At 44.3% G+C, this 23,379-nt stretch carries 27 protein-coding genes; 18 read left to right on the forward strand and 9 right to left on the reverse strand.

Features of this window, described 5'->3' with window-relative positions:
* Positions 1 to 20: 20 nt before the first annotated feature.
* Both BDD30_RS08490 and BDD30_RS25015 read right to left on the reverse strand, forming a co-directional pair.
* On the reverse strand, positions 21 to 1,052 hold the full coding sequence (locus BDD30_RS08490) for an IS630 family transposase (RefSeq protein ID WP_041381472.1): 1,032 nt from the start codon (positions 1,050 to 1,052) through the stop codon (positions 21 to 23).
* A gap of 585 nt (positions 1,053 to 1,637) precedes the next feature.
* Positions 1,638 to 1,751: an H-NS family histone-like protein gene (locus BDD30_RS25015; RefSeq protein WP_387796048.1), complete on the reverse strand. Its 114-nt coding sequence runs from the start codon at positions 1,749 to 1,751 to the stop codon at positions 1,638 to 1,640.
* A gap of 451 nt (positions 1,752 to 2,202) precedes the next feature.
* Between BDD30_RS25015 and degS the strand changes: the two genes are divergently transcribed.
* From degS to BDD30_RS08525, 7 genes are all read left to right on the forward strand, one after another.
* On the forward strand, positions 2,203 to 3,264 hold the full coding sequence (degS, locus tag BDD30_RS08500; RefSeq protein ID WP_015835742.1) for an outer membrane-stress sensor serine endopeptidase DegS: 1,062 nt from the start codon (positions 2,203 to 2,205) through the stop codon (positions 3,262 to 3,264).
* A 163-nt stretch (positions 3,265 to 3,427) separates the two neighbouring features.
* Entirely contained in the window at positions 3,428 to 3,559 is a 132-nt protein-coding gene (locus tag BDD30_RS24645; protein WP_282958024.1) for a hypothetical protein, read from the forward strand.
* A 195-nt stretch (positions 3,560 to 3,754) separates the two neighbouring features.
* Complete coding sequence (locus tag BDD30_RS08505) at positions 3,755 to 5,113, forward strand: VRR-NUC domain-containing protein (RefSeq protein WP_015835744.1); 1,359 nt, start codon at positions 3,755 to 3,757, stop codon at positions 5,111 to 5,113.
* A 15-nt stretch (positions 5,114 to 5,128) separates the two neighbouring features.
* Positions 5,129 to 6,274 (forward strand): type VI immunity family protein, encoded by a 1,146-nt coding sequence (locus BDD30_RS08510; protein ID WP_015835745.1) that lies wholly within the window; start codon positions 5,129 to 5,131, stop codon positions 6,272 to 6,274.
* 36 nt (positions 6,275 to 6,310) lie between these two features.
* Positions 6,311 to 7,456, forward strand: a complete 1,146-nt coding sequence (locus tag BDD30_RS08515; protein ID WP_015835746.1) for a DUF3396 domain-containing protein — start codon at positions 6,311 to 6,313, stop codon at positions 7,454 to 7,456.
* Between the two features lie 36 nt (positions 7,457 to 7,492).
* A complete protein-coding gene (locus tag BDD30_RS08520; RefSeq protein ID WP_015835747.1) occupies positions 7,493 to 8,638 on the forward strand; it encodes a DUF3396 domain-containing protein in 1,146 nt (381 codons plus the stop codon).
* Between the two features lie 36 nt (positions 8,639 to 8,674).
* The gene (locus BDD30_RS08525; RefSeq protein ID WP_015835748.1) at positions 8,675 to 9,820 is read left to right on the forward strand and encodes a DUF3396 domain-containing protein; all 1,146 of its coding nucleotides are present in this window, start codon (positions 8,675 to 8,677) and stop codon (positions 9,818 to 9,820) included.
* Between the two features lie 235 nt (positions 9,821 to 10,055).
* Here the strand turns inward: BDD30_RS08525 and murA are convergent, their stop codons facing one another.
* The 7 genes from murA to mlaF all read right to left on the reverse strand — a co-directional run bounded on the left by murA (position 10,056) and on the right by mlaF (position 15,045).
* On the reverse strand, positions 10,056 to 11,309 hold the full coding sequence (murA, locus tag BDD30_RS08530) for a UDP-N-acetylglucosamine 1-carboxyvinyltransferase (RefSeq protein WP_015835749.1): 1,254 nt from the start codon (positions 11,307 to 11,309) through the stop codon (positions 10,056 to 10,058).
* Between the two features lie 51 nt (positions 11,310 to 11,360).
* Positions 11,361 to 11,615, reverse strand: a complete 255-nt coding sequence (gene ibaG, locus BDD30_RS08535) for a BolA family iron metabolism protein IbaG (RefSeq protein WP_011148158.1) — start codon at positions 11,613 to 11,615, stop codon at positions 11,361 to 11,363.
* Between the two features lie 362 nt (positions 11,616 to 11,977).
* Complete coding sequence (gene mlaB, locus BDD30_RS08540; protein ID WP_015835751.1) at positions 11,978 to 12,271, reverse strand: lipid asymmetry maintenance protein MlaB; 294 nt, start codon at positions 12,269 to 12,271, stop codon at positions 11,978 to 11,980.
* 1 nt (position 12,272) lies between these two features.
* Positions 12,273 to 12,902 carry a phospholipid-binding protein MlaC gene (gene mlaC / locus BDD30_RS08545; RefSeq protein WP_015835752.1) on the reverse strand — a complete coding sequence of 210 codons (630 nt, stop codon included), beginning with the start codon at positions 12,900 to 12,902 and terminating at the stop codon, positions 12,273 to 12,275.
* Positions 12,903 to 12,925: 23 nt separating this feature from the next.
* The gene (gene mlaD, locus BDD30_RS08550) at positions 12,926 to 13,444 is read right to left on the reverse strand and encodes an outer membrane lipid asymmetry maintenance protein MlaD (RefSeq protein ID WP_015835753.1); all 519 of its coding nucleotides are present in this window, start codon (positions 13,442 to 13,444) and stop codon (positions 12,926 to 12,928) included.
* A gap of 4 nt (positions 13,445 to 13,448) precedes the next feature.
* Positions 13,449 to 14,231 carry a lipid asymmetry maintenance ABC transporter permease subunit MlaE gene (gene mlaE, locus BDD30_RS08555; RefSeq protein WP_041382984.1) on the reverse strand — a complete coding sequence of 261 codons (783 nt, stop codon included), beginning with the start codon at positions 14,229 to 14,231 and terminating at the stop codon, positions 13,449 to 13,451.
* Positions 14,232 to 14,241: 10 nt separating this feature from the next.
* Entirely contained in the window at positions 14,242 to 15,045 is an 804-nt protein-coding gene (gene mlaF, locus BDD30_RS08560) for a phospholipid ABC transporter ATP-binding protein MlaF (protein ID WP_015835755.1), read from the reverse strand.
* 227 nt (positions 15,046 to 15,272) lie between these two features.
* Between mlaF and BDD30_RS08565 the strand changes: the two genes are divergently transcribed.
* The 11 genes from BDD30_RS08565 (at position 15,273) to npr (ending at position 23,254) form a co-directional block, all read left to right on the forward strand.
* The gene (locus tag BDD30_RS08565) at positions 15,273 to 16,247 is read left to right on the forward strand and encodes a calcium/sodium antiporter (protein WP_015835756.1); all 975 of its coding nucleotides are present in this window, start codon (positions 15,273 to 15,275) and stop codon (positions 16,245 to 16,247) included.
* A 23-nt stretch (positions 16,248 to 16,270) separates the two neighbouring features.
* Entirely contained in the window at positions 16,271 to 17,239 is a 969-nt protein-coding gene (kdsD, locus tag BDD30_RS08570) for an arabinose-5-phosphate isomerase KdsD (RefSeq protein WP_015835757.1), read from the forward strand.
* Between the two features lie 17 nt (positions 17,240 to 17,256).
* Positions 17,257 to 17,820: a 3-deoxy-manno-octulosonate-8-phosphatase KdsC gene (gene kdsC, locus BDD30_RS08575; protein WP_015835758.1), complete on the forward strand. Its 564-nt coding sequence runs from the start codon at positions 17,257 to 17,259 to the stop codon at positions 17,818 to 17,820.
* A gap of 17 nt (positions 17,821 to 17,837) precedes the next feature.
* Complete coding sequence (gene lptC / locus BDD30_RS08580; RefSeq protein ID WP_015835759.1) at positions 17,838 to 18,416, forward strand: LPS export ABC transporter periplasmic protein LptC; 579 nt, start codon at positions 17,838 to 17,840, stop codon at positions 18,414 to 18,416.
* Complete coding sequence (gene lptA, locus BDD30_RS08585; protein ID WP_015835760.1) at positions 18,397 to 18,930, forward strand: lipopolysaccharide ABC transporter substrate-binding protein LptA; 534 nt, start codon at positions 18,397 to 18,399, stop codon at positions 18,928 to 18,930. Before lptC ends, lptA begins: the two co-directional genes overlap by 20 nt.
* A gap of 8 nt (positions 18,931 to 18,938) precedes the next feature.
* Positions 18,939 to 19,664, forward strand: coding sequence for an LPS export ABC transporter ATP-binding protein (gene lptB / locus BDD30_RS08590; RefSeq protein ID WP_015835761.1), 726 nt, complete (start codon positions 18,939 to 18,941; stop codon positions 19,662 to 19,664).
* A 27-nt stretch (positions 19,665 to 19,691) separates the two neighbouring features.
* Entirely contained in the window at positions 19,692 to 21,131 is a 1,440-nt protein-coding gene (gene rpoN, locus BDD30_RS08595) for an RNA polymerase factor sigma-54 (protein ID WP_015835762.1), read from the forward strand.
* A gap of 23 nt (positions 21,132 to 21,154) precedes the next feature.
* Positions 21,155 to 21,442: a ribosome hibernation promoting factor gene (gene hpf / locus BDD30_RS08600; protein ID WP_015835763.1), complete on the forward strand. Its 288-nt coding sequence runs from the start codon at positions 21,155 to 21,157 to the stop codon at positions 21,440 to 21,442.
* Positions 21,443 to 21,587: 145 nt separating this feature from the next.
* Positions 21,588 to 22,055, forward strand: a complete 468-nt coding sequence (ptsN, locus tag BDD30_RS08605; protein ID WP_015835764.1) for a PTS IIA-like nitrogen regulatory protein PtsN — start codon at positions 21,588 to 21,590, stop codon at positions 22,053 to 22,055.
* 75 nt (positions 22,056 to 22,130) lie between these two features.
* Positions 22,131 to 22,982: an RNase adapter RapZ gene (gene rapZ, locus BDD30_RS08610; protein ID WP_015835765.1), complete on the forward strand. Its 852-nt coding sequence runs from the start codon at positions 22,131 to 22,133 to the stop codon at positions 22,980 to 22,982.
* A complete protein-coding gene (gene npr, locus BDD30_RS08615) occupies positions 22,982 to 23,254 on the forward strand; it encodes a PTS phosphocarrier protein NPr (RefSeq protein ID WP_015835766.1) in 273 nt (90 codons plus the stop codon). Before rapZ ends, npr begins: the two co-directional genes overlap by 1 nt.
* Positions 23,255 to 23,379 lie beyond the last annotated feature (125 nt).

Raw genomic sequence — 23,379 nt, forward strand, 5'->3', positions numbered from 1 at the left:
CCGCTTTTATATATACCCGCTTAACTTGAAGATGCAGGATTCAGAATCTGAAAATTGTCATTAATACGGCGTGACAGACTCCCGGCAAGTTCCGGTAATATTTCCGTAAAAAAGTGATGTATTGCCTGCCTGAACAAGGCCGCCGAGGCGAAGTAACGATTATTTCTGACTTGTTCATTCATCACTTTCCACAGCCTTTCTATCGGGTTCAGATTTGGGCTGTAGGGCGGTAAGTAATGAAGTTCAATATTCATCACATAAGCCCAGTCTTTCACCAACTCACTCCGGTGATAACCGGCTCCGTCAAGGATAATATGAACCTTCTGACTGACCGGATAGGTTTCACGCAGGGCAATGAAGAATTCTGCGATGTGATAACTGTCGATACGATCATATTCGTGTACGACTGTTTTGCTGATATCGGCCAGATTCAGGGCTCCCATCAGGTTCAGACGGGTACGGCTTCCCGTGGTTTTCACTACGGTTTTCTGGCCTTTACGCATCCAGCCATAAGCCAGTTTCGTCCCCTGAGTGGGATGGACGCCATCAATGAACAGGATGGGCTCATTGTCTCCGGCTTCCTGCTTGAGTTTCCCGTAGGTTTCTATAAAGGCCCGCTGCTGTTCCGCGTTGAACTTGTGTGGCACGCCGGTCGGTTTTTTATAACTAAATCCATTGTGGTGCAGCCATTTATTCATGCCGGGAACGGTGTAACTGATATTCCACGCTTCTTTGACAAGGTGGATAACCGCCTGTGTGGTGGGCAGAAGATTCGCGGTCAGATAAGCGATAAGTTCCTTCGTCTGTGTTTCGCTGAGGTGGCTCTGAGAGCCGCCATTGTCGGGCTTGAGTTTGCGGTGATTAAGGTAATCGCTGATATGACGATTAACGGTCATTTCATGCAGGCGCAGGGCCTGAGCGATCATGACAGAGCTCCAGCCCTCAGAGGCCAGCAGGACCGCTTTGATACGATCACACTCCCGCTTATCACGGCAGGTGTGATGAAGGTGTTCAAGTTCGGCTTTTTGTTCGTCGGTAATGAATATTTTCATGACGGATACCCTGAACCTCATTTGGGCGAAAATCAAGCAGTTTCAATGAGCACGGGTATAAATGTTTTAATTTTTCTATATTCGTACCTTTAAATGGTCATGGAAGATTAAATAAACATAAGGATAACATCGCCGATAAATGTATTAAAAAGACCATTTTTAGGCACATACGTTCTTTTAAAATCTGGTATTAATGAAAAGTTTATCTTTTTAACCCTTGACTGATAGACAAACGAGCTAATCACCGATAAAACATCGCTTGCAATCGGCAATAAATTGAAATACAAGAAATCATGTTAAAAACAATCAGCAAATATAGTGTTCAACACTCCACATTTTTCTATTTTTTAATCAAAAACTCATCTAATGAATAACCTTCATTAAGCAGTATCTGTAAACCTAATAGTTTTTTTCGTTTACCGAGCAATATCTAATTTATTCATTATGATTAAACTGATAATTAGGTTTTCTCGCTTTTCATTTTCCTGAGTTTGATTTTTTAGATTTTAAAACCAGTAAAGGGTAACTGACATTTTAATGGTATCAAGATCAAAACCCATTTCTGCAATAATCTTTAAAAGCCTCCTAGCTTTCTTCAACGACTATCCCCAATTTTTCGTAAACATCTTCCAGCCATTCAATATCCTTTATTTGAGAAAATTTCTTTAATGCGGTTATTCCTGTTAAATGTTTTGACACAATTTCATATTTCTATTCTTTGGTTAACTCTGTCATTTTTCCACCTTATTAATCAATTTAAAACCCGTTTTTCTTAATGTTTTCTCTTTCAATATCAGTATAACATTTAAATTTTTACTGCGGCAAAAACCCCTTAATCATTTCTGTTTTACCTTTAATGATTAAAGTTTTTATCGACAGATTTACTTATCATTTTCTCCAGATTTTAAAACCATACTGACAGACTATAAACGGTTTTTCTCAACGACTGTTTATCACATTCAGATAAAACGCTTGAATGAACGAACGTTTCTATAATCCTCTATTTTCAAATGGTATGAAAAACGATACCTCACACGATTTAAACTGAGAAAATAGAAACACCAAACAATCTGAGATACAGCATAATGCTGTGTCTGTTAATTTCTATGTTATCCTGCAATGACTCATTAACTCACACTGAATAATACCCATGACTGCCAAATTGCTGCGTTCTGCTTTTTTAGGATTATTTGTAGCTGTAATTTTACTGATTACCATTCCATCACTGCGCCCTACTGGGCTGATATCTGCAATCACCAGCAATAGTAATGATGAAGTTCCATTCAGTTTTAATAAAGGTGTCCGCAGAGCGGCGCCCGCTGTGGTTAACGTCTACAGCAGCAACATGGGGAGTTTTTCCCATCAAGGCAGGGAAAACCACACCCTTGGTTCTGGCGTTATCATGAGCGATAGAGGATACATTCTCACTAATAAACACGTTATCAATAACGCGGGACAAATTATTATTGCACTGCAAGACGGCCATTTTTATGAGGCTCTGGTCGTAGGTTCTGACAGTCTAACGGATCTTGCAGTCCTGAAAATTGATGCCGAAAACCTGCCTGTCATTCCCATTAATCCAAATAGAGTAGCCCACGTAGGAGATGTCGTTCTGGCCATCGGTAATCCTTACAATCTGGGACAAACTATTACTCAGGGGATTATTAGTGCCACTGGCCGCGTTGGATTAAGCCCTACCCGCCGCCAAAACTTTCTCCAAACTGATGCTTCTATTAATCAAGGTAACTCTGGCGGTGCATTGATTAATACCCTTGGCGAACTGGTAGGGATCAATACATTATCATTCGATAAAAGTGAAAATGGTGAAACCCCAGAGGGGTTGGGTTTTGCTATTCCTACTGAACTCGCCACCAAGATTATGCAGAAACTTATCCGCGACGGGCGGGTTATCCGAGGTTTTATCGGCATCGTATCACAGGAACTTCCCCATATTCGCTCTTATAACGGCAATATTAATCAAATTCAGGGACTCCGGGTATTTCAAGTTACCCCCAATGGACCAGCGCAAAAAGCCGGTATCAAAGTAGGTGATATTATTACCAGTGTAAATAACAAACCGGCTATTTCGGCGGTTGAAACCATGGATCAAGTGGCTGAAATACGCCCCGGCAGTGTTGTTCCTGTAACTCTATTGCGCAATGGGAAAATGTTATCGCTGCAAGTCACTATTGAAGAATATGGTGAATACTAGTTATCCCAGTAAATTTGTTCCTACACAAATGTTAAAAACAATCATCAACCCCAAACGCCAGAGACGATAAAATCGACATAATTTTCGGAATATTCCTATATATTTTTAAGCTAAATTTGTTGCATTATTGATCAGCCATTAACGAGTTAGTGGTAAAAACATCATGATGATTTCGGTTAGCTCTACTCTTTATTCTGCAAGCCAATGGAGCAGCAACTTGAAGGATGAAGGGTATATACCCAATAGATTTCAAGATGCATCGCGACAGCAAGGGAGCAAATCCCCGGGAGCATAGATAACTCTGTGACCGGGGTGAGTGAGTGCAGCCAACAAAGAGGCAACTTGAAAGATAACAGGTATAAAACAATATGGGAAAGCATCTTCCTAGGTTGGCCGCACTAACCGAACACATCACTGAAGCCAAAGAAAATACCGGAGCAGTGGTAACACGCCGGGGGAATATGTTACGGAATTTACGGAGAAAATCAGTATGGCAATATCCAACAGCGACAAGATGTGCCCAGCTGTCACCTCAATTAATTGCACGATGGAAATAGGTATCTTTCCCGCTGATGAAGATCCCTGTTATCTGGCTGAAAAAGCCGAGTATGCTCTGCGGATGCCGGCAATGATTATGACTAAACAAGGGGCCATTCGCTTTCTGAATCAAATTATTATGAGTGGATTGATTAAGGTTGAAGAACTCAAACATGACTTCCTGTGGCCCTATAAAGCGGAAGTGGTGTTTACTATCAGAGGGAATAAGGACGTTCCTTTGCCTATGCTGGCGACCAGCCAAGCCTCTAAGCAGCGCTATGGTGATAATCTACCGCAATCCAGTAACCCGTTTGCCCGGCCTTCTGCCGACAATATGAAGAAATTTGGGGTTAAACGTATTCGCCGGCCCGATATTATTCTGGTTAAAGATGAAGATCTCCGCTGGCCGGGCAGAAAGGCCACCTACTTTGATGGTTCTGTGCACCCCAATAATCTGAAGATGTTGATTGAAGTGAAATTCCCGGGGGATGAACTCTCTGATAGTCAGGAAAAAGATTATATCCGGATTGCCACCCGTGACCGTTTTGGGGTGATGCGTATCACCGATAACCGCACAGAGGAGCAAAAGCAGTATGATGAGGCGTGGCGAAAACATTATCAACCAGGTTCCCAACACTATAAAAATCCCATACCACTGGCTCCGTTGCCACCCGGTTCACATCCTGATGAGGAAGCTTTACCCATCCCTCCCGAAGAGGGAGTACCGGGAACCATTCCGCAACCCCTGACAAAAAAACCCCCTCTTCTCAGCACTTCCCCCTGGTCTTTTTTACCGAGCTATGAAGACTGGGTTGTTCTCGGGCAGGAGGTGGCAGGTCTGGCCGAAAACGGGTTGAATTATGTCCGCGACAGTACCCGGGAGCTTCTTGCCCAGTTTGGTATCTGGTTCAATCAAGCCGGCAAGTGGATGTGTGAAGAAATGATTGACCCGATAAGCCATCAGATCAGCTACGCGTTTTCCTGGGTTAGTGAACAGACGGGAAAAATCGTGACCTGGACTGAGAATGAGATAAAAGCCCAGTGGCAGACCGTACAACAGGGTTCAGATCTCACCCTGGAAGAGCTAAAAAACATCAGCTGGATGCAAATATTGAAAAAAGTCAGCGAGGAAATGCTGGAAATAGTTTTGATTATTGCCGAAGTCACCGTTGTTATCCTGGTCACCGTTGCCGTCGCTGCCGCGCTGATTGCACTGGTGGAAATTTTAACCGCCGCCGCCGCAGTCAGCGCCGCCGCGTTAGCTGCCATCCTGGCAATATTGGCGAATGCGACATTCGCCACCGCTTCATAATTAACGGAGAAAATCATGGAAACTTCAGATTACTTTGCCCAACTGAGATCACAATTGACCTCTTTTCTTTTTATCAATGCCGATGGGCTGACTGTGTCCCGTCTGGGTCTCTCGATTACCCTGTTTTTTAAACAGGGCTATACTCAGGAAAAAAAGCAACGCATTCTGGCTTGTTACCGGCGCTTTCGCGAAGAGTTTGGCACTCAGCTACGCTTTCACCGTCATGAACTGAAAGGGTTAAAAAAATATTCCCCGGAAAATATTACCAAAGTCGAGGAAGGTATTCTTAATCAGAAAAAAAATCAGCCTTCTAGTTGGGTAGTCAGTGATGCTAAAAATCTCTATGAAGCCCCTCACTATCTGATGCGTTACCTGGATTCCGATGAAGATGATGGTGACGACAGTAGCTCTTACCTCAGTCTGGTATTGCCCTGGGATTATTTAAAGGAACAGGAGGGCATGACCCGCTTTATGGCCTGGCTGGACTTTCTGTGTGACCAACTCGAACCTGACTGGGGAGACTGTGGTTACTGTCTGGTCTTACCCAGAGATTATCATGATTATTTTCCTCTGGAGTACCAACTGGCTCTGCGCTATCCCTCCTTGCAAGTCAACTCCACTGTTCACACCACACTGGATGATTATGCCCACTCCATCCGAAGCATGAATTGGATCACCCTGCTGTCCAAACGATTTGTAAACCGACTGGGTGGAGAAATCTGGATACGCAAAACGCTGGCACGTTACACAGACGTGGTGATTAGTCCTTATTCCAATGGCCTGATGATCCGCGCTGGTCAATACCCGGATCTGACACCATTGCCGGGCAGTGTCCCGGAAAGTTATTTTGCCATTAACCAGTTGATACGTCCGATACGTTTTGTTTCGGGAGAAGGTGACTCCCTGCACTTCTACGGTGACGGTCATTTTGATGATGTTTCCACACAAGCCTGGTATGCCCGTTATGACCGTGAACCTCTGCATATCACCCCACTCCGGGCTGGTAATCCCGCACGGGTCAGCGGATTCTGGCGAACGGACAAACTACCTAACAAACAGTATTTCTTTGCTCAGGGAGCCATCGCTTTTGACATCGAAGGGGCCGAGTCAGGGACAACCCTATGGCATCTGGTACGGGAAGCGGCAAGCATCGCGGAATGACGAATTATCACCGCTTCATAATTAACGGAGAAAATCATGGAAACTTCAGATTACTTTGCCCAACTGAGATCACAATTGACCTCTTTTCTTTTTATCAATGCCGATGGACTGGCTGTTTCCCGTCTGGGTCTTTCAATTACCCTGTTTTTTAAACAGGGCTACACTCAGGAAAAAAAGCAACGCATTCTGGCCTGTTACCGGCGCTTTCGCGAGGAATTTGGCACTCACCTGCGTTTTCACACTCATGAGCTGAAAGGGTTAAAAAAATATTCCCCGGAAAATATTGCCAAAGTTGAAGAGGGTATTCTTAATCAGAAAAAAAATCAGCCCTCTAGTTGGGATGTTAGTGACGCTAAAAATCTCTATGAAGCCCCTCGTTATCTGATGCATTACCTGGATTCCGATGAAGCTGATGGTGACGATGGTAGCTCCTACCTGAGTCTGGTGTTGCCCTGGGATTATCTGAAGGAACAAGAGGGCATGGCTCGTTTTATGGCCTGGCTGGACTTTCTGTGTAAACAGCTCGAACCGGACAGTGGAGACTGTGGTTACTGCCTAGTCCTGCCCAGAGATTACCATGACTACTTTCCCTTAGAGTACCAGCTAGCACAACGTTACCCTACTTTGCAAGTGAATTCTGCCGTTCATACAGCAAAATTACAGTATGAACATTCCATCCGTGGTATTAACTGGATCACCCTGCTGTCCAAACGATTTATAAACCGACTGGGTGGAGAAGTCTGGATACGCAAAACGCTGGCACGTTACACAGACGTGGTGATTAGTCCTTATTCCAATGGCCTGATGATCCGCGCTGGTCAATACCCGGATCTGACACCATTGCCGGGCAGTGTCCCGGAAAGTTATTTTGCTATTAACCAACTGATACGCCCGATACGGGTGATCCCTCGTGAAGGCCATTCTCTGCACTTCTACGGTGACGGTCATTTTGATGATGTTTCCACACAAGCCTGGTATGCCCGTTATGACCGTGAACCTCTGCATATCACACCACTCCGGGCTGGTAATCCCGCACGGGTCAGCGGATTCTGGCGAACAGACAAACTACCTAACAAACAGTATTTCTTTGCTCAGGGAGCCATCGCTTTTGACATCGAAGGGGCCGAGTCAGGGACAACCCTATGGCATCTGGTACGGGAAGCGGCAAGCATCGCGGAATGACGAATTATCACCGCTTCATAATTAACGGAGAAAATCATGGAAACTTCAGATTACTTTGCCCAACTGAGATCACAATTGACCTCTTTTCTTTTTATCAATGCCGATGGGCTGACTGTGTCCCGTCTGGGTCTCTCGATTACCCTGTTTTTTAAACAGGGCTACACTCAGGAAAAAAAGCAACGCATTCTGGCCTGTTACCGGCGCTTTCGCGAGGAATTTGGTACTCATCTACGTTTTCACCGACATGCATTAAAAGGGTTAAAAAAATATTCACCGGAAAATATTGCTAAAGTCGAGGAAGGTATTCTTAATCAGAAAAAAAATCAGCCCTCTACTTGGGATATTAGTGACGCTAAAAATATCTATGAAGCTCCCCACTATCTGATGCATTACTTGGATTCTCGGGAAATAAGCGGTAATAACGGCAGTTCTTACCTCAGTCTGGTGTTGCCTTGGGATTATCTAAAAGGACAAGATGGCATGGCTCGTTTTATGGCCTGGCTGGACTTTCTGTGTGAACAACTCGAACCGGACAGTGGAGACTGTGGCTATAGCCTGGTCCTCCCCAAAGATTATCATGACTACTTTCCCTTAGAGTACCAGCTAGCGCAACGTTACCCCTCCCTGCAAGTCAATTCTGCGGTTCATACTGCGGTATTACAGTATGGACATTCCATCCGAAGCATTAACTGGATCACCCTGCTGTCCAAACGATTTGTAAACCGACTGGGTGGAGAAGTCTGGATACGCAAAACGCTGGCACGTTACACAGACGTGGTGATTAGTCCTTATTCCAATGGCCTGATGATCCGCGCTGGTCAATACCCGGATCTGACACCATTGCCGGGCAGTGTCCCGGAAAGTTATTTTGCTATTAACCAACTGATACGCCCGATACGGGTGATCCCTCGTGAAGGCCATTCTCTGCACTTCTACGGTGACGGTCATTTTGATGATGTTTCCACACAAGCCTGGTATGCCCGTTATGACCGTGAACCTCTGCATATCACCCCACTCCGGGCTGGTAATCCCGCACGGGTCAGCGGATTCTGGCGAACAGACAAACTACCTAACAAACAGTATTTCTTTGCTCAGGGAGCCATCGCTTTTGACATCGAAGGGGCCGAGTCAGGGACAACCCTATGGCATCTGGTACGGGAAGCGGCAAGCATCGCGGAATGACGAATTATCACCGCTTCATAATTAACGGAGAAAATCATGGAAACTTCAGATTACTTTGCCCAACTGAGATCACAATTGACCTCTTTTCTTTTTATCAATGCCGATGGGCTGACTGTGTCCCGTCTGGGTCTCTCGATTACCCTGTTTTTTAAACAGGGCTACACTCAGGAAAAAAAGCAACGCATTCTGGCCTGTTACCGGCGCTTTCGCGAGGAATTTGGCACTCATCTACGTTTTCACCGACATGCATTAAAAGGGTTAAAAAAATATTCATCGGAAAATATTGCCAAAGTCGAGAAAGGTATTCTTAATCAGAAAAAAAATCATCCCTCTACTTGGGATATTAGTGACGCTAAAAATATCTATGAAGCCCCTCACTATCTGATGCATTACCTGGATTCCAGAGAAATTGATGGTGACGACAGTAGCTCTTACCTCAGTCTGGTATTGCCCTGGGATTATTTAAAGGAACAGGAGGGTATGACCCGCTTTATGGCCTGGCTGGACTTTCTGTGCAAACAACTCGAACCTGACTGGGGAGACTGTGGTTACTGTCTAGTCTTACCCAGAGATTATCATGATTATTTTCCTCTGGAGTACCAACTGGCTCTTCGCTATCCCTCCTTGCAAGTCAACTCCACTGTTCACACCACACTGGATGATTATGCCCACTCCATCCGAAGCATTAACTGGATCACCCTGCTATCCAAACGATTTGTAAACCGACTGGGTGGAGAAATCTGGATACGTAAAACGCTGGCACGTTACACGGACGTGGTGATTAGTCCTTATTCCAATGGTCTTATGATTCGGGCTGGTCAATACCCGGATCTGACACCGTTGCCGGGCAGTGTCCCGGAGAGTTATTTTGCCATTAACCAGTTGATACGTCCGATACGTTTTGTTTCGGGAGAAGGTGACTCCCTGCACTTTTACGGTGACGGTCATTTTGATGATGTTTCCACACAAGCCTGGTATGCCCGTTATGACCGTGAACCTCTGCATATCACCCCACTCCGGGCTGGTAATCCCGCACGGGTCAGCGGATTCTGGCGAACGGACAAACTACCTAACAAACAGTATTTCTTTGCTCAGGGAGCCATCGCTTTTGACATCGAAGGGGCCGAGTCAGGGACAACCCTATGGCATCTGGTACGGGAAGCGGCAAGCATCGCGGAATGACGAATTATCCATCGTCTTATAATAAGCACACCGACTACTCTGGCGGGCTTATCACTCTTGCTGAACATCCTACAATTGCTGTCAGAATATTTAGCAAAAGAACTGACCCATTAGCTATAAATGTGTCGGGTCAGTTCAGTGAGATGTAGATACCTATGCCTTAAAAGGAGAAAAGTCGTCAATTAAACTGCAATATCGTCTGTTTCCAAATAAGAAAACAAAATTACTTTTCCGCTTATTTCACTCGCTCAATATCTGCACCAAGTCCACGCAGTTTATCTTCAATATGCTCATAACCACGGTCAATATGATAGATACGGTCAACGATAGTCACACCTTCAGCAATACAACCAGCCAGAACCAAACTTGCAGATGCGCGTAAATCAGTCGCCATTACTTGAGCGCTAGAAAGCTTCTTAACACCGTGGCAAAGCACCGTATTGCTTTCAATTTCAGCATGAGCTCCCATACGGATTAATTCGGGAATATGCATAAAACGGTTTTCGAAAATAGTTTCGGTGATCATACCAGCACCTTCAGCCACCAAATTCAGCAAGCTGAACTGCGCTTGCATATCAGTCGGAAAACCGGGATGTGGCGCAGTACGCAATGTCACTGCTTTCGGTCGTTTACCGTGCATATCAAGGCTTATCCAATCCTCACCAACCTCAATATCAGCACCCGCTTCACGCAATTTTGCCAATACAGCATCTAACGTATCAGGCTTAGCATGACGACAAACGACCTTACCTCCAGATACCGCAGCCGCAATCAGGAATGTACCAGTCTCGATACGATCCGGTAATACACGATATACACCACCACCAAGGCGCTCTACACCTTCAATGATGATATGGTCAGTACCCGCGCCAGTGATCTTCGCACCCAATGTATTGAGAAAATTGGCTGTGTCCTCAATTTCAGGTTCGCGTGCTGCATTCTCAATAACGGTTGTTCCTTCAGCCAATGTTGCCGCAGTCATAATCGTGACTGTCGCCCCAACGCTGACTTTATCCATCACAATGCAAGCACCTTTTAAACGCCCATTAACGGAAGCCTTAACGTAACCCTCTTCCAGAACAATTTCGGCACCTAACTGTTCCAAGCCACTGATATGCAGATCGACCGGGCGTGCGCCAATAGCACAACCCCCAGGCAAAGAAACCTGCCCTTGACCAAAACGTGCTACCAATGGACCTAATGCCCAAATAGATGCACGCATCGTTTTTACCAAATCGTAAGGCGCACAATATTGATTCACCTCGCGGGCGTCCACAAATACAGAACCATTACGTTCAACCTTGGTCCCAAGGCGATTTAATAATTTGATAGTGGTATCAATATCTTTCAGTTCTGGAACATTTTGCAATTCAACAGGCTCTTCAGCCAACAACGCGGCGAACAAGATTGGCAGTGCAGCATTTTTTGCCCCGGAAATAGAAACCTCACCCGACAGGCGAGTTGGTCCTTTCACACGAAATTTATCCATCTGTGACTACTCTCTTTATATAATTTGCTGTTCGCGGCGAGGCAAACAGCATTAAAAACCGTTGAGCTTACGATCCCTTTTCCAATCATCCGGTGTATAGGCTTTGATTGATAGGGCATGAATACGATTATCAGCAATGTATTCCATCAAAGGCGCATAAACGGCTTGCTGTTGCTTTACCCGGCTCATACCAGCAAACATTTCACCAACTACAATAACCTGGAAATGGCTACCATCTCCGTTAACAATGACTTCATCTAGTGCTAATTTGTCCATCAGCACTTGCTTAATCTCATTAGTATCCATAATTGCTCAATTCTGTAGTTAGAAATAATAGATAGACAGTCATCTATCCTAATAGAATCCGGCTTACTCTTAAACTGTAAATAACCCGCGACTGAAGTCACAGGCTTTTAACTGCGGCGACGAGGCTTATTGTAGAGCCAGACTTTGACTCCCAACATCAGGCGCATTTACAAACGCCCTTGTGACATTTCTGCTTACAAGGGCGCTGATTATACCTGTTATCTTTCAAGTTGCCTCTTTGTTGGCTGCACTCACTCACCCCGGTCACATAGTTATCTATGCTCCCGGGGATTCGCTCCTTTGCCGTCGCGATGCATCTTGAAATCTATTGGGTATATACAGATAATTGCCGATAATATCGGCTAACTATCAATGATAATTTCTTGCAGATCGTAAAGCATAATCAGGGTACTGAGCCGTTCACTCACACCGGAAAAGAGCAACTCAACCCCTTCCTTTTGCATATGGTATTTAAAACGAACTAAAAGAGCTAACCCGGTAGAATCCACATGCTCAAGCTGTGACACATTGATATCGTTGATATTGGTCAGTAACTTTTCCTTTTGCTGCCAGAGAGGAAGCAAGCTGTCACGATCCAAAATACCTCTGAGGATCAATGTCTGTCCCGCTTTTTCCCAGCTCAGACTCTCATTCATCTCACTTTTTCTCTTCCAGAGTGATTGGCTGACGAGCGCTGATTTCAAGCTGCTTAGTTAAGCCATCTATACCTTGTTGACGCAAGATAGAAGCCCATTCACTCTGTTTGGTTGTAATCATACTGACACCTTCCGCAATCATGTCATATGCCTGCCAATGGCCAGTTTTGCTATTTTTACGCCACTGGAAATCAAGGCGGACGGGAGGGCGGCCATTCGGATCAATGATAGTGACACGAATAGCAATAATATTGTTATCTCCCCATGGCTTCTCGGGATCAACTTGATAAGTCTGGCCATGATACATAGCCAGAGCCTGCCCATAAACCTGCGCTAAATAGGATGTAAATGCAGCAAAATAAGCGTCTCGTTGTGCCGGAGTCGCATCTTTATAGTAGCTACCCAGAACCAACGCTCCGGCATATTTGATATGCACATAAGGCAGTAGTTCTTCTTTCACTATCTGACGCAGATAATCTGGATTTTGACGAATTTGTGATTGGCTGTTTTTTAATCGAGTGAAAGTTTTCTCTGCCGCATCCTGCATCAACTTATAAGGATTGGTCTGATCAACTGCACTAGCTAATGGCGCAACCACCAGCAACGCCACCATTAATAATTTCTTCAACATAATTGGTTCCTCTTAACGATATTTCAGTTGCTGGCTGTGGGTGCTGAAGTGTGCTCTACCCCACCTTGGGAATTATCGCCGCTCTTATACAGGAACTGACCGATCATATCCTCAAGCACCATTGCTGATTTGGTATCCTGCACGCGGTCACCATCTTTCAGAATACGGGTTCCCATATCGGGATCTTCAAACCCCATATTCAGGGCAATATATTGTTCACCCAACAAACCCGAAGTCCGAATGGAAAGAGAACTGGTATCAGGGATGCGGTTATATTGCTTCATAATATCTAGTGCCACCTGTGGCGTATAAGTTTTCTCATCAAGAGAGATAGTTACGACACGGCCAATCACTACACCACCAATTTTTACCGGTGAACGTTCTTTCAGACCCCCGATATTGTCAAAAGTTGCGTACAAACGGTAAGTCGGCTGACTGCCTACTGATTTAATATCTGCCACTTTAAGACATAAAAAGACGATTGCAGTCAGTGCAATCAAGATAAAAACCCCAACCCAAATCTCACTTTTCTTACTTTGCATTGACTTAGTTCCCAAACATAAGTGCTGTCAGCACAAAATCCAAACCTAAAACGGCTAATGACGCATGAACCACCGTTCTGGTCGTTGCCTGGCTGATCCCTTCTGAGGTAGGTATCGCATCATAACCATTGAATAAAGCAATCCAGGTTACAGTAATGGCGAAAACAACACTTTTAATAAAACAGTTAAGTAAATCTTTTTGCCACTCAATAGCAGATTGCATTGAAGACCAGAAGAAACCACTGTCAATCCCTTTCCAATCAACACCAACCATCGCACCTCCACAGATACCTACAGCCACAAAAATCAAGGACAACAACGGCATACTGATAAATCCAGCCCAGAAACGTGGGGCTATCACACGCCGTAATGGATCTATCGCCATCATCTCTAAACTGGAAATTTGTTCCGTGGCTTTCATCAAACCTATCTCTGCGGTCAGCGCTGACCCGGCACGACCAGCAAACAACAGAGCCGTCACAACCGGCCCCAATTCACGCAACAGAGATACCGCCACCATCATGCCAAGACTGGCTTCTGCGCTGTATGTTGTTAGTACCAGATATCCCTGTAAACCAAGCACCATGCCAATAAACAATCCTGAAACCACAATAATCAACAATGACTGAACACCCACACTAAAAAGTTGCTGTCGCAGTAATGGCCATTGTCTGGCAGGCTCTGGTCTGCCAATTATCGCGCCAAAAAGCATAAAACCTGCACGACCAAAAGAGGCAAATACCTCAATAGCCCGTCTGCCAAGTGCCGCCAGCGCCTGTGTTAACATTAACATCCCATTATCCTAATAACTCAGTTTTATAATCCCCTGCCGGGAAACGGAAAGGTACCGGCCCATCAGCAATACCATCAAGAAATTGCCGTACCCGCTGATCAGAATTAGATTGCAACTGTTGCGCCGTACCTTCAGCAATAACCTGTTGTCCAGCAATAATATAAGCATAATCTGCAATGCTTAGAACTTCCGGTACATCGTGGGAAACAACCACACAGGTCACGCCAAGCGCTTTATTCAGCTCATCAATCAGTTTCACCAAAACCCCCATGGTAATCGGGTCCTGGCCGACAAAAGGCTCATCAAACATAATCAAATCAGGATCAAGCGCAATCGCACGCGCCAAAGCAGCACGTCTTGCCATACCACCGGAAAGTTCAGAAGGCATCAGATTTGCAGCACCTCGTAATCCAACGGCTTCCAATTTCATCATCACCGTAGTGTGGATGATCTCTTCCGGCAGCGCCGTATGTTCTCGTAGAGGAAAAGCAACATTATCAAAGACATTTAAATCCGTGAATAATGCCCCTGACTGAAACAACATACTCATTTTCTTGCGAGCTGCATACAAACGGGAACGAGACAAGGCCGGAATATTATCGCCATCAAACCAGATTTCTCCTCGTTCAGGACGCAACTGACCACCAATCAACCGCAATAGTGTTGTTTTCCCTATTCCAGAAGGCCCCATAATTGCAGTAATTTTTCCTCTGGGGACAGTCAGATTGATATCAGCAAAAATCGAACGGCTCCCACGGGTAAAATACATACCTCGGATCTCGATGAGATTTGCTGTTTGTTGACTCATTATTGATAGCCCTTAACGGTTAATAAACTGGCTGATATTTGGTTTACATATTAATCACATATACTACAAAAAAATTTGAGAATTTTCGCCACTAAAGTTGTAACAAATTTTACTTTTCTACTCGCCGCCGTCAGAATATCCCTCATCTAACTAAACAAACAATTTTTGTTTAAGAAATCAACCAGCGTTAACATTAAATCCGGAATATACCTTACAAGGGCTGCTTCATGTTTTTAACCTTTTTACTCTTAATTACCGGATTGATTTTACTGGTATATGGTTCCGATAGATTAGTATATGGTGCTGCAATTTTTGCCCGTACACTGGGGCTGCCTCCGTTCATTATTGGTATGACGATAGTTGGCATTGGCACTTCTCTGCCAGAATTAATGGTTTCAGTTACTGCTATGCTGGATGGTCAACCGGATATGGCTATTGGTAATGTTATTGGTTCTAATATTACCAATTTGCTATTGATAACCGGAGCCGCTGCTCTTATCCGTCCAATGGAAGTCAAATCAGATATTCTGCGACAAGAACTTCCTCTGATGCTGCTGATCACCGCGTTCTGTGGCTATTTGATAAGCGATAACTACCTTAGTCGGATGGATGGATTGGTATTACTGATTTCTGCTATAGCGTGTATTTTACTGATGATAAAAATGGCTACACTGCCGCACCGTGCTGAAACTGATATTTATACTCAAGAGCAGGCTTCCGAATTACCAATCGAGGGCAATAAGCGTATTGCCTTGCTTTGGATATTATTAGGACTCATTATTTTGCCTATGGCTACCCGAATGGTGATTGACAATGCAACGGTTATTGCTCGTATTTATGGCATTAGTGAATTAATTATCGGGCTTACGGTACTTGCCGTCGGTACCAGCTTACCAGAATTAGCTACCTCCATTGCAGCAGCATTTAAAGGGGAAGATGATATTGCATTCGGGAATATTATAAGCTCGAATATATTCAATATATCAATTGTTCTGGGACTTCCCGCATTACTCTCACCATCAGCCATTTCACCTGAAGCTTTTCATCGGGATTTTTGGGTAATGATGATAACTAGCATAATATTTGCTGTATTTTGTCTGGGTCGTAAACAGCGGTTAAACCGGGTGAAAGGTGTCCTGTTATTAAGCTGCTTTATTGCTTATTTTATCGTACTGTTTATTTCCAATTACCGCATTGAATAAACAAGAATTAGTAGGAAGAAAAAATGCCTAAAATTGATTTTCAGCAAGCGGGTAAGAGAGTATTACACATAGAGCGTGATGGGTTAGCAGAACTTGAGCAATACATAAATGAAGATTTTACCCGTACCTGTGAACTGATGTTCAACTGCGAAGGTAAGGTTATTGTCATGGGGATGGGTAAATCTGGTCATATCGGCTGTAAAATCGCCGCAACTTTCGCCAGTACTGGCACACCTTCCTTTTTTGTGCATCCAGGAGAAGCCAGCCACGGTGATCTCGGTATGATTACCCCGCAAGATATTGTTCTGGCAATCTCGAATTCTGGTGAATCCAATGAAATTCTGTCACTGATCCCTGCGCTAAAACGCCAAAAAATTCCACTCATCTGCATGACGAACAATCATAACAGCAGCATGGGAAAAGCCGCAGACATCCATTTGTGCATCAAAGTCCCACAAGAAGCCTGTCCGCTAGGTTTGGCTCCAACAACGAGCACCACGGCAACATTGGTGATGGGAGATGCTTTAGCTGTCGCACTACTTCAAGCACGTGGCTTTACCGCTGAAGATTTCGCGCTATCACATCCAGGCGGCGCACTTGGACGCAAACTTCTGCTGCTAGTCAGTGATTTAATGAATACCGGTGATGATATTCCACGAATTAACCGTGATTCATCCTTACGTGAAGCACTGGTTGAAATTACCCGTAAAAAACTGGGTATGACAGTCATTTGCGATGAAAATATGCATATTGATGGTATTTTTACCGATGGTGACTTACGCCGCGTTTTTGATATGGGAATTGATTTGTACAACGTCAAAATTTCAGATGTTATGACAGCAGGAGGTATCCGTATAAAACCTAATGCCCTGGCAGTTGATGCATTAAACTTAATGCAATCACGCCATATCACTTCCGTACTGGTTACAGAGGGAAATAAATTGCTTGGTGTATTACATATGCATGACCTTTTACAAGCCGGTGTGGTTTAACCTGTGAGAATGCTTTAATGAGCCAATTAGTTTATCTGGACACCTGTTATGGTCCGGTGGATAAAGACATTATCGAAAAAGCCAGTAAAATCCGCTTGCTGATTTGTGACGTTGACGGTGTCATGTCAGACGGTCTGGTATATATGGGAAATAACGGTGAAGAACTAAAAGCGTTTAATGTTCGTGATGGTTACGGGATTCGCTGCTTAATTACTTCGGGAATTGAAGTCGCTATTATCACCGGCCGTAAGGCAAAATTGCTGGAAGATCGCGCAAACACACTCGGCATTACACATCTTTACCAGGGACAGAGTGATAAGGCTTTGGCGTACAGAGAACTGTTAGATAAACTGGGATTAAAACCAGAACAGGTTGCTTATATCGGTGATGATCTGATTGACTGGCCGGTCATGGAACAGGTGGGGTTATCTGTCGCAGTGGCAGATGCACATCCATTACTCTTACCAAAAGCGCATTATGTCACCCAAATTGCAGGCGGGCGCGGGGCAGTAAGAGAACTTTGTGATTTGGTGCTTTTCGCTCAGAATAAGCTGGAAGATGCCAAAGGATTATCAATATAGGTTAAAACGAAACGAGAATGGATAAAATCAAATCCTGGCCTGCTATCATACTGACATTAATCACCTTGGCTCTAATTGGCTGGAACTTATCTGATTCAGACGAAAATCAATTGTCTTCTGCCACAGATAACAACCAGCCAACATATCAAAGTCAGGAAACCATAACTTTTGTTTATGATCCTACTGGTAAGCTGACATATAAACTGGTCGCCGATGATGTCCAGAATTATGCCGAGTCAAAAATCACCTGGTTTACCAAACCAGTATTAATTACATATGATTCAAATGCCATTGCTACATGGACAGTACGCTCTAACAAAGCCAAATTGACTAATGACAGAATGCTCTATCTTTACGGAGACGTACAGGTTGATAGCCTGACTGATACGTCACAATTACAACGTATTACCACAGAGAATGCTGTCGTCAATCTGGTAACCCAAGATGTCTCATCCGATGATAAGGTCACACTAATCGGTGTAGGACTGAAATCCGTTGGGATGAAAATGCGTGGCAATCTGCGGAACAAAACCGCTGAACTGATTGAAAAGGTTAACACCTACTATGAAATCCAACATGAACAACAGAATCCGTAATGCTTTTATTGCCAGTGCTATTTTTGCGATCAGCCTTCCCGCACTAGCACTGAAAGATGATACCCAGAAGCCAATTTATATTGATTCTGACAAGCAAGCCCTTGACATGACAGGAAACACTGCCACATTTACAGAAAATGTGATCGTTAAACAAGGTTCTATTGATATTCACGCCGACAAAGTCATTGTGACCCGGCCGAATGGTGATTCTAAGAAAATGATTGTCGAGGCATTTGGTAATCCGGTAACGTTCTATCAGTTACAGGACAATGGCAAACCAATCAAAGGCCGTGGTGCCAAAATGCGCTACGAAATGGATAAAGAGCTGGTTACACTGACTGGTAATGCCTATCTGGAACAGTTGGACAGCAATATCAAAGGCGACCGCATCACCTATTTGGTGCCAACCCAGCAAATGGAAGCGTTCAGTGACAAAGGTAAACGAGTGACAACCGTCCTGTTACCTTCTCAGTTACAGGAAGAAGGCCCTGGGGCTAACAACAAGAGTAAATAACGATATATATGGCAATACTAAATGCAGAAAACCTGGCAAAAGCTTACAAGGGCCGTAAGGTCGTTGAAAATGTCAGCTTGAACGTGAATTCTGGCGAAATTGTTGGCCTGCTTGGTCCCAATGGCGCGGGAAAAACCACGACTTTCTATATGGTCGTGGGTATTGTTTCACGGGATACCGGAACAATCACCATCGATGATGAAGATATCAGCCTACTGCCACTTCACGAACGTGCGCGCCGTGGTATTGGTTATTTGCCTCAAGAAGCGTCTATTTTCCGCCGTCTGAGTGTCTTCGACAATCTGATGGCCGTATTGGAAATCCGCAAGGATCTGACTCAGGAACAGCGGAAAGAACGAGCTGAAGAGCTAATGGAAGAGTTCCATATCAGCCATCTGCGTGACAACCTTGGTCAATCACTATCCGGTGGAGAACGTCGCCGTGTAGAAATTGCTCGCGCGCTAGCAGCCAATCCTAAGTTTATTTTACTGGATGAGCCCTTTGCTGGCGTAGATCCCATCTCAGTCATCGACATCAAAAAGATCATTCAGCATTTGAGAGATTATGGACTAGGTGTTCTTATCACAGACCATAACGTCCGTGAAACGCTGGATGTATGCGAGCGTGCTTATATTGTTAGCCAGGGGCATCTGATTGCTCATGGTACACCTAATGATATCCTTAATAATGAACAGGTGAAGCGCGTTTACTTAGGCGAAGGTTTCCGGCTCTAATTCAGCCAGGAGAATTGATTTAACGCTATGAAGCAAAGTTTGCAACTCAGGCTTAGTCAGCAACTGACTATGACACCACAACTCCAACAAGCCATTCGTTTGTTGCAACTTTCTACGCTTGAACTTCAACAAGAAATACAACAAGCGTTAGAAATGAATCCTTTGCTTGAGCAGGACGAAGAACACCGCGAAATCGACAGTCAGGAATCTCCTGACAACGACACTGAAGTTATGGATACGCTTGAAGCCCTGCAACAAAAGGATCTTCCAGACGAGCTACCACTAGATACAAGCTGGGATGAGATTTACACTGCTGGAACGCCTTCTGGTACACGTAATGACTATAGTGATGATGAATTGCCACTTTACCAAGGCGAGACAACTCAAACCCTGCAAGACTATTTGATGTGGCAAGCAGGGCTGACCCCTTTCACGGAAACGGATGCCGCCATTGCCACATCAATTATTGACTCCATAGATGATACAGGTTATCTCACTGTACCATTGGAAGACATCCTTGCCAGTATTGGCGACGATCAGCTCACTCTGGCAGAGATAGAAACAGTATTAAAACGGGTACAGCATTTTGATCCTATCGGTGTCGCGGCCCGTGATCTAAAAGATTGTCTTCTGATCCAGCTATCAATATTTCCCCCAGAAACACCTTATCTGAAAGAAGCCAAATTGATCGTTTGCGAACATCTGGAGTTGCTGGGTCATCGGGATTTCCGTAATTTAATCCGCCTTAGCCGCTTAAAAGAAGATACACTGAAAGAAGTGATAAATTTAATTCAATCACTTGAACCAAGACCCGGTCTGGCGGTGAATACGGGTGAATCGGAGTATGTGATCCCTGATGTGTTAGTTCGAAAAGAGAGTGGACACTGGCAAGTAGAACTGAATGCAGATAGCATTCCTCGTTTACGTATTAATCAGCATTATGCGGAACTCGGACAACATGCACGCCATGAAAGCGACTGCCAATTTATTCGCAATAACTTACAGGAAGCGAAATGGCTTATCAAAAGTCTGGAAAGCCGAAATGATACTTTACTGAAAGTGACACGTTGCATTGTAGAACAGCAGCAAGAATTTTTTGAACATGGTGAAGAACATATGAAACCCATGGTTCTGGCAGACATTGCCTTCCAGGTTGATATGCATGAATCTACCATTTCCAGGGTGACTACCCAGAAATTCCTGCACAGTCCGCGTGGTATTTTTGAATTGAAGTATTTTTTCTCCAGCCATGTCAATACAGAAAGTGGAGGCGAAGCCTCTTCTACTGCAATACGGGCTTTGGTGAAAAAACTGGTAGCAGCGGAAAACCCCGCCAAACCATTAAGTGACAGCAAACTGACGAGCATGCTGACTGATCAAGGTATCGTCGTTGCCCGACGGACTGTCGCAAAATATCGAGAGTCGTTATCCATTCCGCCATCAAACCAACGTAAGCGTCTGGTTTGAAATGAACAGAGAAGGAAGACAATATGCAACTCAAAATAACTGGCCACAATATTGAAATTACTGATGCATTACGCGACATTATCACTGCAAAATGCAGCAAGCTGGATCAATATTTCGACAGGATCAACCTGACTCAGGTAATCCTCCGGGTGGAAAAGGTGCAACAAATCGCTGAGGCCACTGTACATATTAACGGAGGTGAGTTGCACGCATCCTCAGAACATGAAGATATGTATGCAGCAATTGATGGGCTGGTCGATAAACTAGCTCGTCAGCTAACCAAACATAAAGACAAACTCAGACAACATTAATCATCCTTTTTTAACGAAAGCTATGGTTCTTAACAAAGGCTATAGTAACAACAGCGGAGTTTTGCTGTAAAACAGTGCACAAATACCGGATGCCACGGATAACCTATGGCATCCGGTATCAATAAGCACCTAAGCGAATAGAAAAATGAATAACCAGGCAGATTTACTATTAAGCTCAGTTCTTTCCCTCGAATGCACGCGCAATAACGTACATTGTTCGAGCAAAAAACGAGCTTTAGAGATTATCAGTGAGCTAGCATCTAAGCAGCTCAAATTACCAGAAAATATCGTATTCGAAGCAATATTGACCCGCGAAAAAGTAGGCACTACTGGAATTGGTAGTGGTATTGCTATCCCTCACGGTAAGCTGGAGGAAAATAGCTCAGATAAAGCTGTTGGGGTTTTCCTGAATCTGGAACAACCTATTGCTTTCGATGCTATTGATAATCAACCCGTTGATTTGCTGTTTGCTTTACTGGTTCCAAACGATCAATGCCAGACACACTTACATACATTATCATTGATTGCCAAACGTCTTGCAGATAAAAATTTCTGCCGCCGTTTAAGATCGGCACAAAGTGATGAAGAACTTTACGCAATTATCACTGAATAGCTGTTGCAATAAATGGAAAGCAACAGATAGCAGTGGCTCATAACAACCACTGAGAAATTTAAGGGGAGTCGCCTCATGGTGCTGATGATAGTCAGTGGCCGTTCCGGTTCGGGTAAATCCGTTGCCTTGCGCGCACTGGAAGATATGGGTTTTTATTGTGTAGATAACTTACCGGTAGTTTTGCTACCGGAATTAGCAAATACTCTGGCTGATCGCGATATTTCTGCTGCTGTCAGTATTGACGTAAGAAACATGCCAGAGTCACCAGAAATTTTCGAAGAAGCTCTGACTAAACTGCCAACTAGTTTCTCACCTCAATTATTGTTTCTTGACGCTGACCGTAATACGTTAATCCGCCGTTACAGTGATACCCGCCGTCTGCATCCGTTATCAAGCAAAAATCTTTCTCTGGAAAGTGCCATTGATCATGAAAGCGATCTACTAGAACCCCTCCGTTCAAGAGCAGATCTCATTATCGATACTTCGGAAATGTCAGTCCATGAACTGGCCGAGATGTTAAGGACTCGTCTGCTAGGCAAACGAGAACGCGAACTGACAATGGTTTTTGAATCTTTCGGCTTTAAACATGGTATTCCAATTGATGCAGATTATGTTTTTGATGTACGTTTCCTGCCAAATCCGCACTGGGACCCAAAACTACGGCCAATGACAGGTCTTGATCGTCCCGTGGCCGCTTTCCTTGACCGCCATACGGAAGTACATAACTTCATCTATCAGACCCGCAGCTATCTTGAACTATGGCTCCCCATGCTTGAAACGAATAACCGCAGCTATCTGACTGTCGCTATTGGTTGCACTGGTGGTAAACACCGTTCTGTTTATGTAGCAGAACAGCTGGCTGATTATTTCCGTTCGCGTGGCAAAAACGTACAGTCACGCCACCGTACTCTCGAAAAGCGCAAATAATGACGGTCAAGCAGAAGCTTGAAATCAAAAATCGGCTGGGAATGCACGCCCGACCTGCAATGAAGCTGTACGACCTGGTACAGCTTTTTGAATCTCACGTTATCTTACGCAATGATAGCCATGTTGAAGCTGAAGCCAGCAGTGTGATTGCCATGCTGATGCTAGACTCAGAAAAAGGTAGCTATATTGAAGTTGAAGCCAGCGGTCCAGATGAAAAGCAGGCTCTTGCAGCTATCATTGATCTATTTAATTCGGGATTTGACGAAGAATAACATCACCTACTCACAACGGACTTATCATGCTTTTCACTGTTTTTCATTAGCAACACAAAACAGTTCGTGATCATGATCTCTTTCCTTTCCAGTAAGAACAGCCTACTATCAGGTTAATAATTTTA

The sequence above is a fragment of the Photorhabdus asymbiotica genome (assembly GCF_003634575.1).
Taxonomy (GTDB): domain Bacteria; phylum Pseudomonadota; class Gammaproteobacteria; order Enterobacterales; family Enterobacteriaceae; genus Photorhabdus; species Photorhabdus asymbiotica.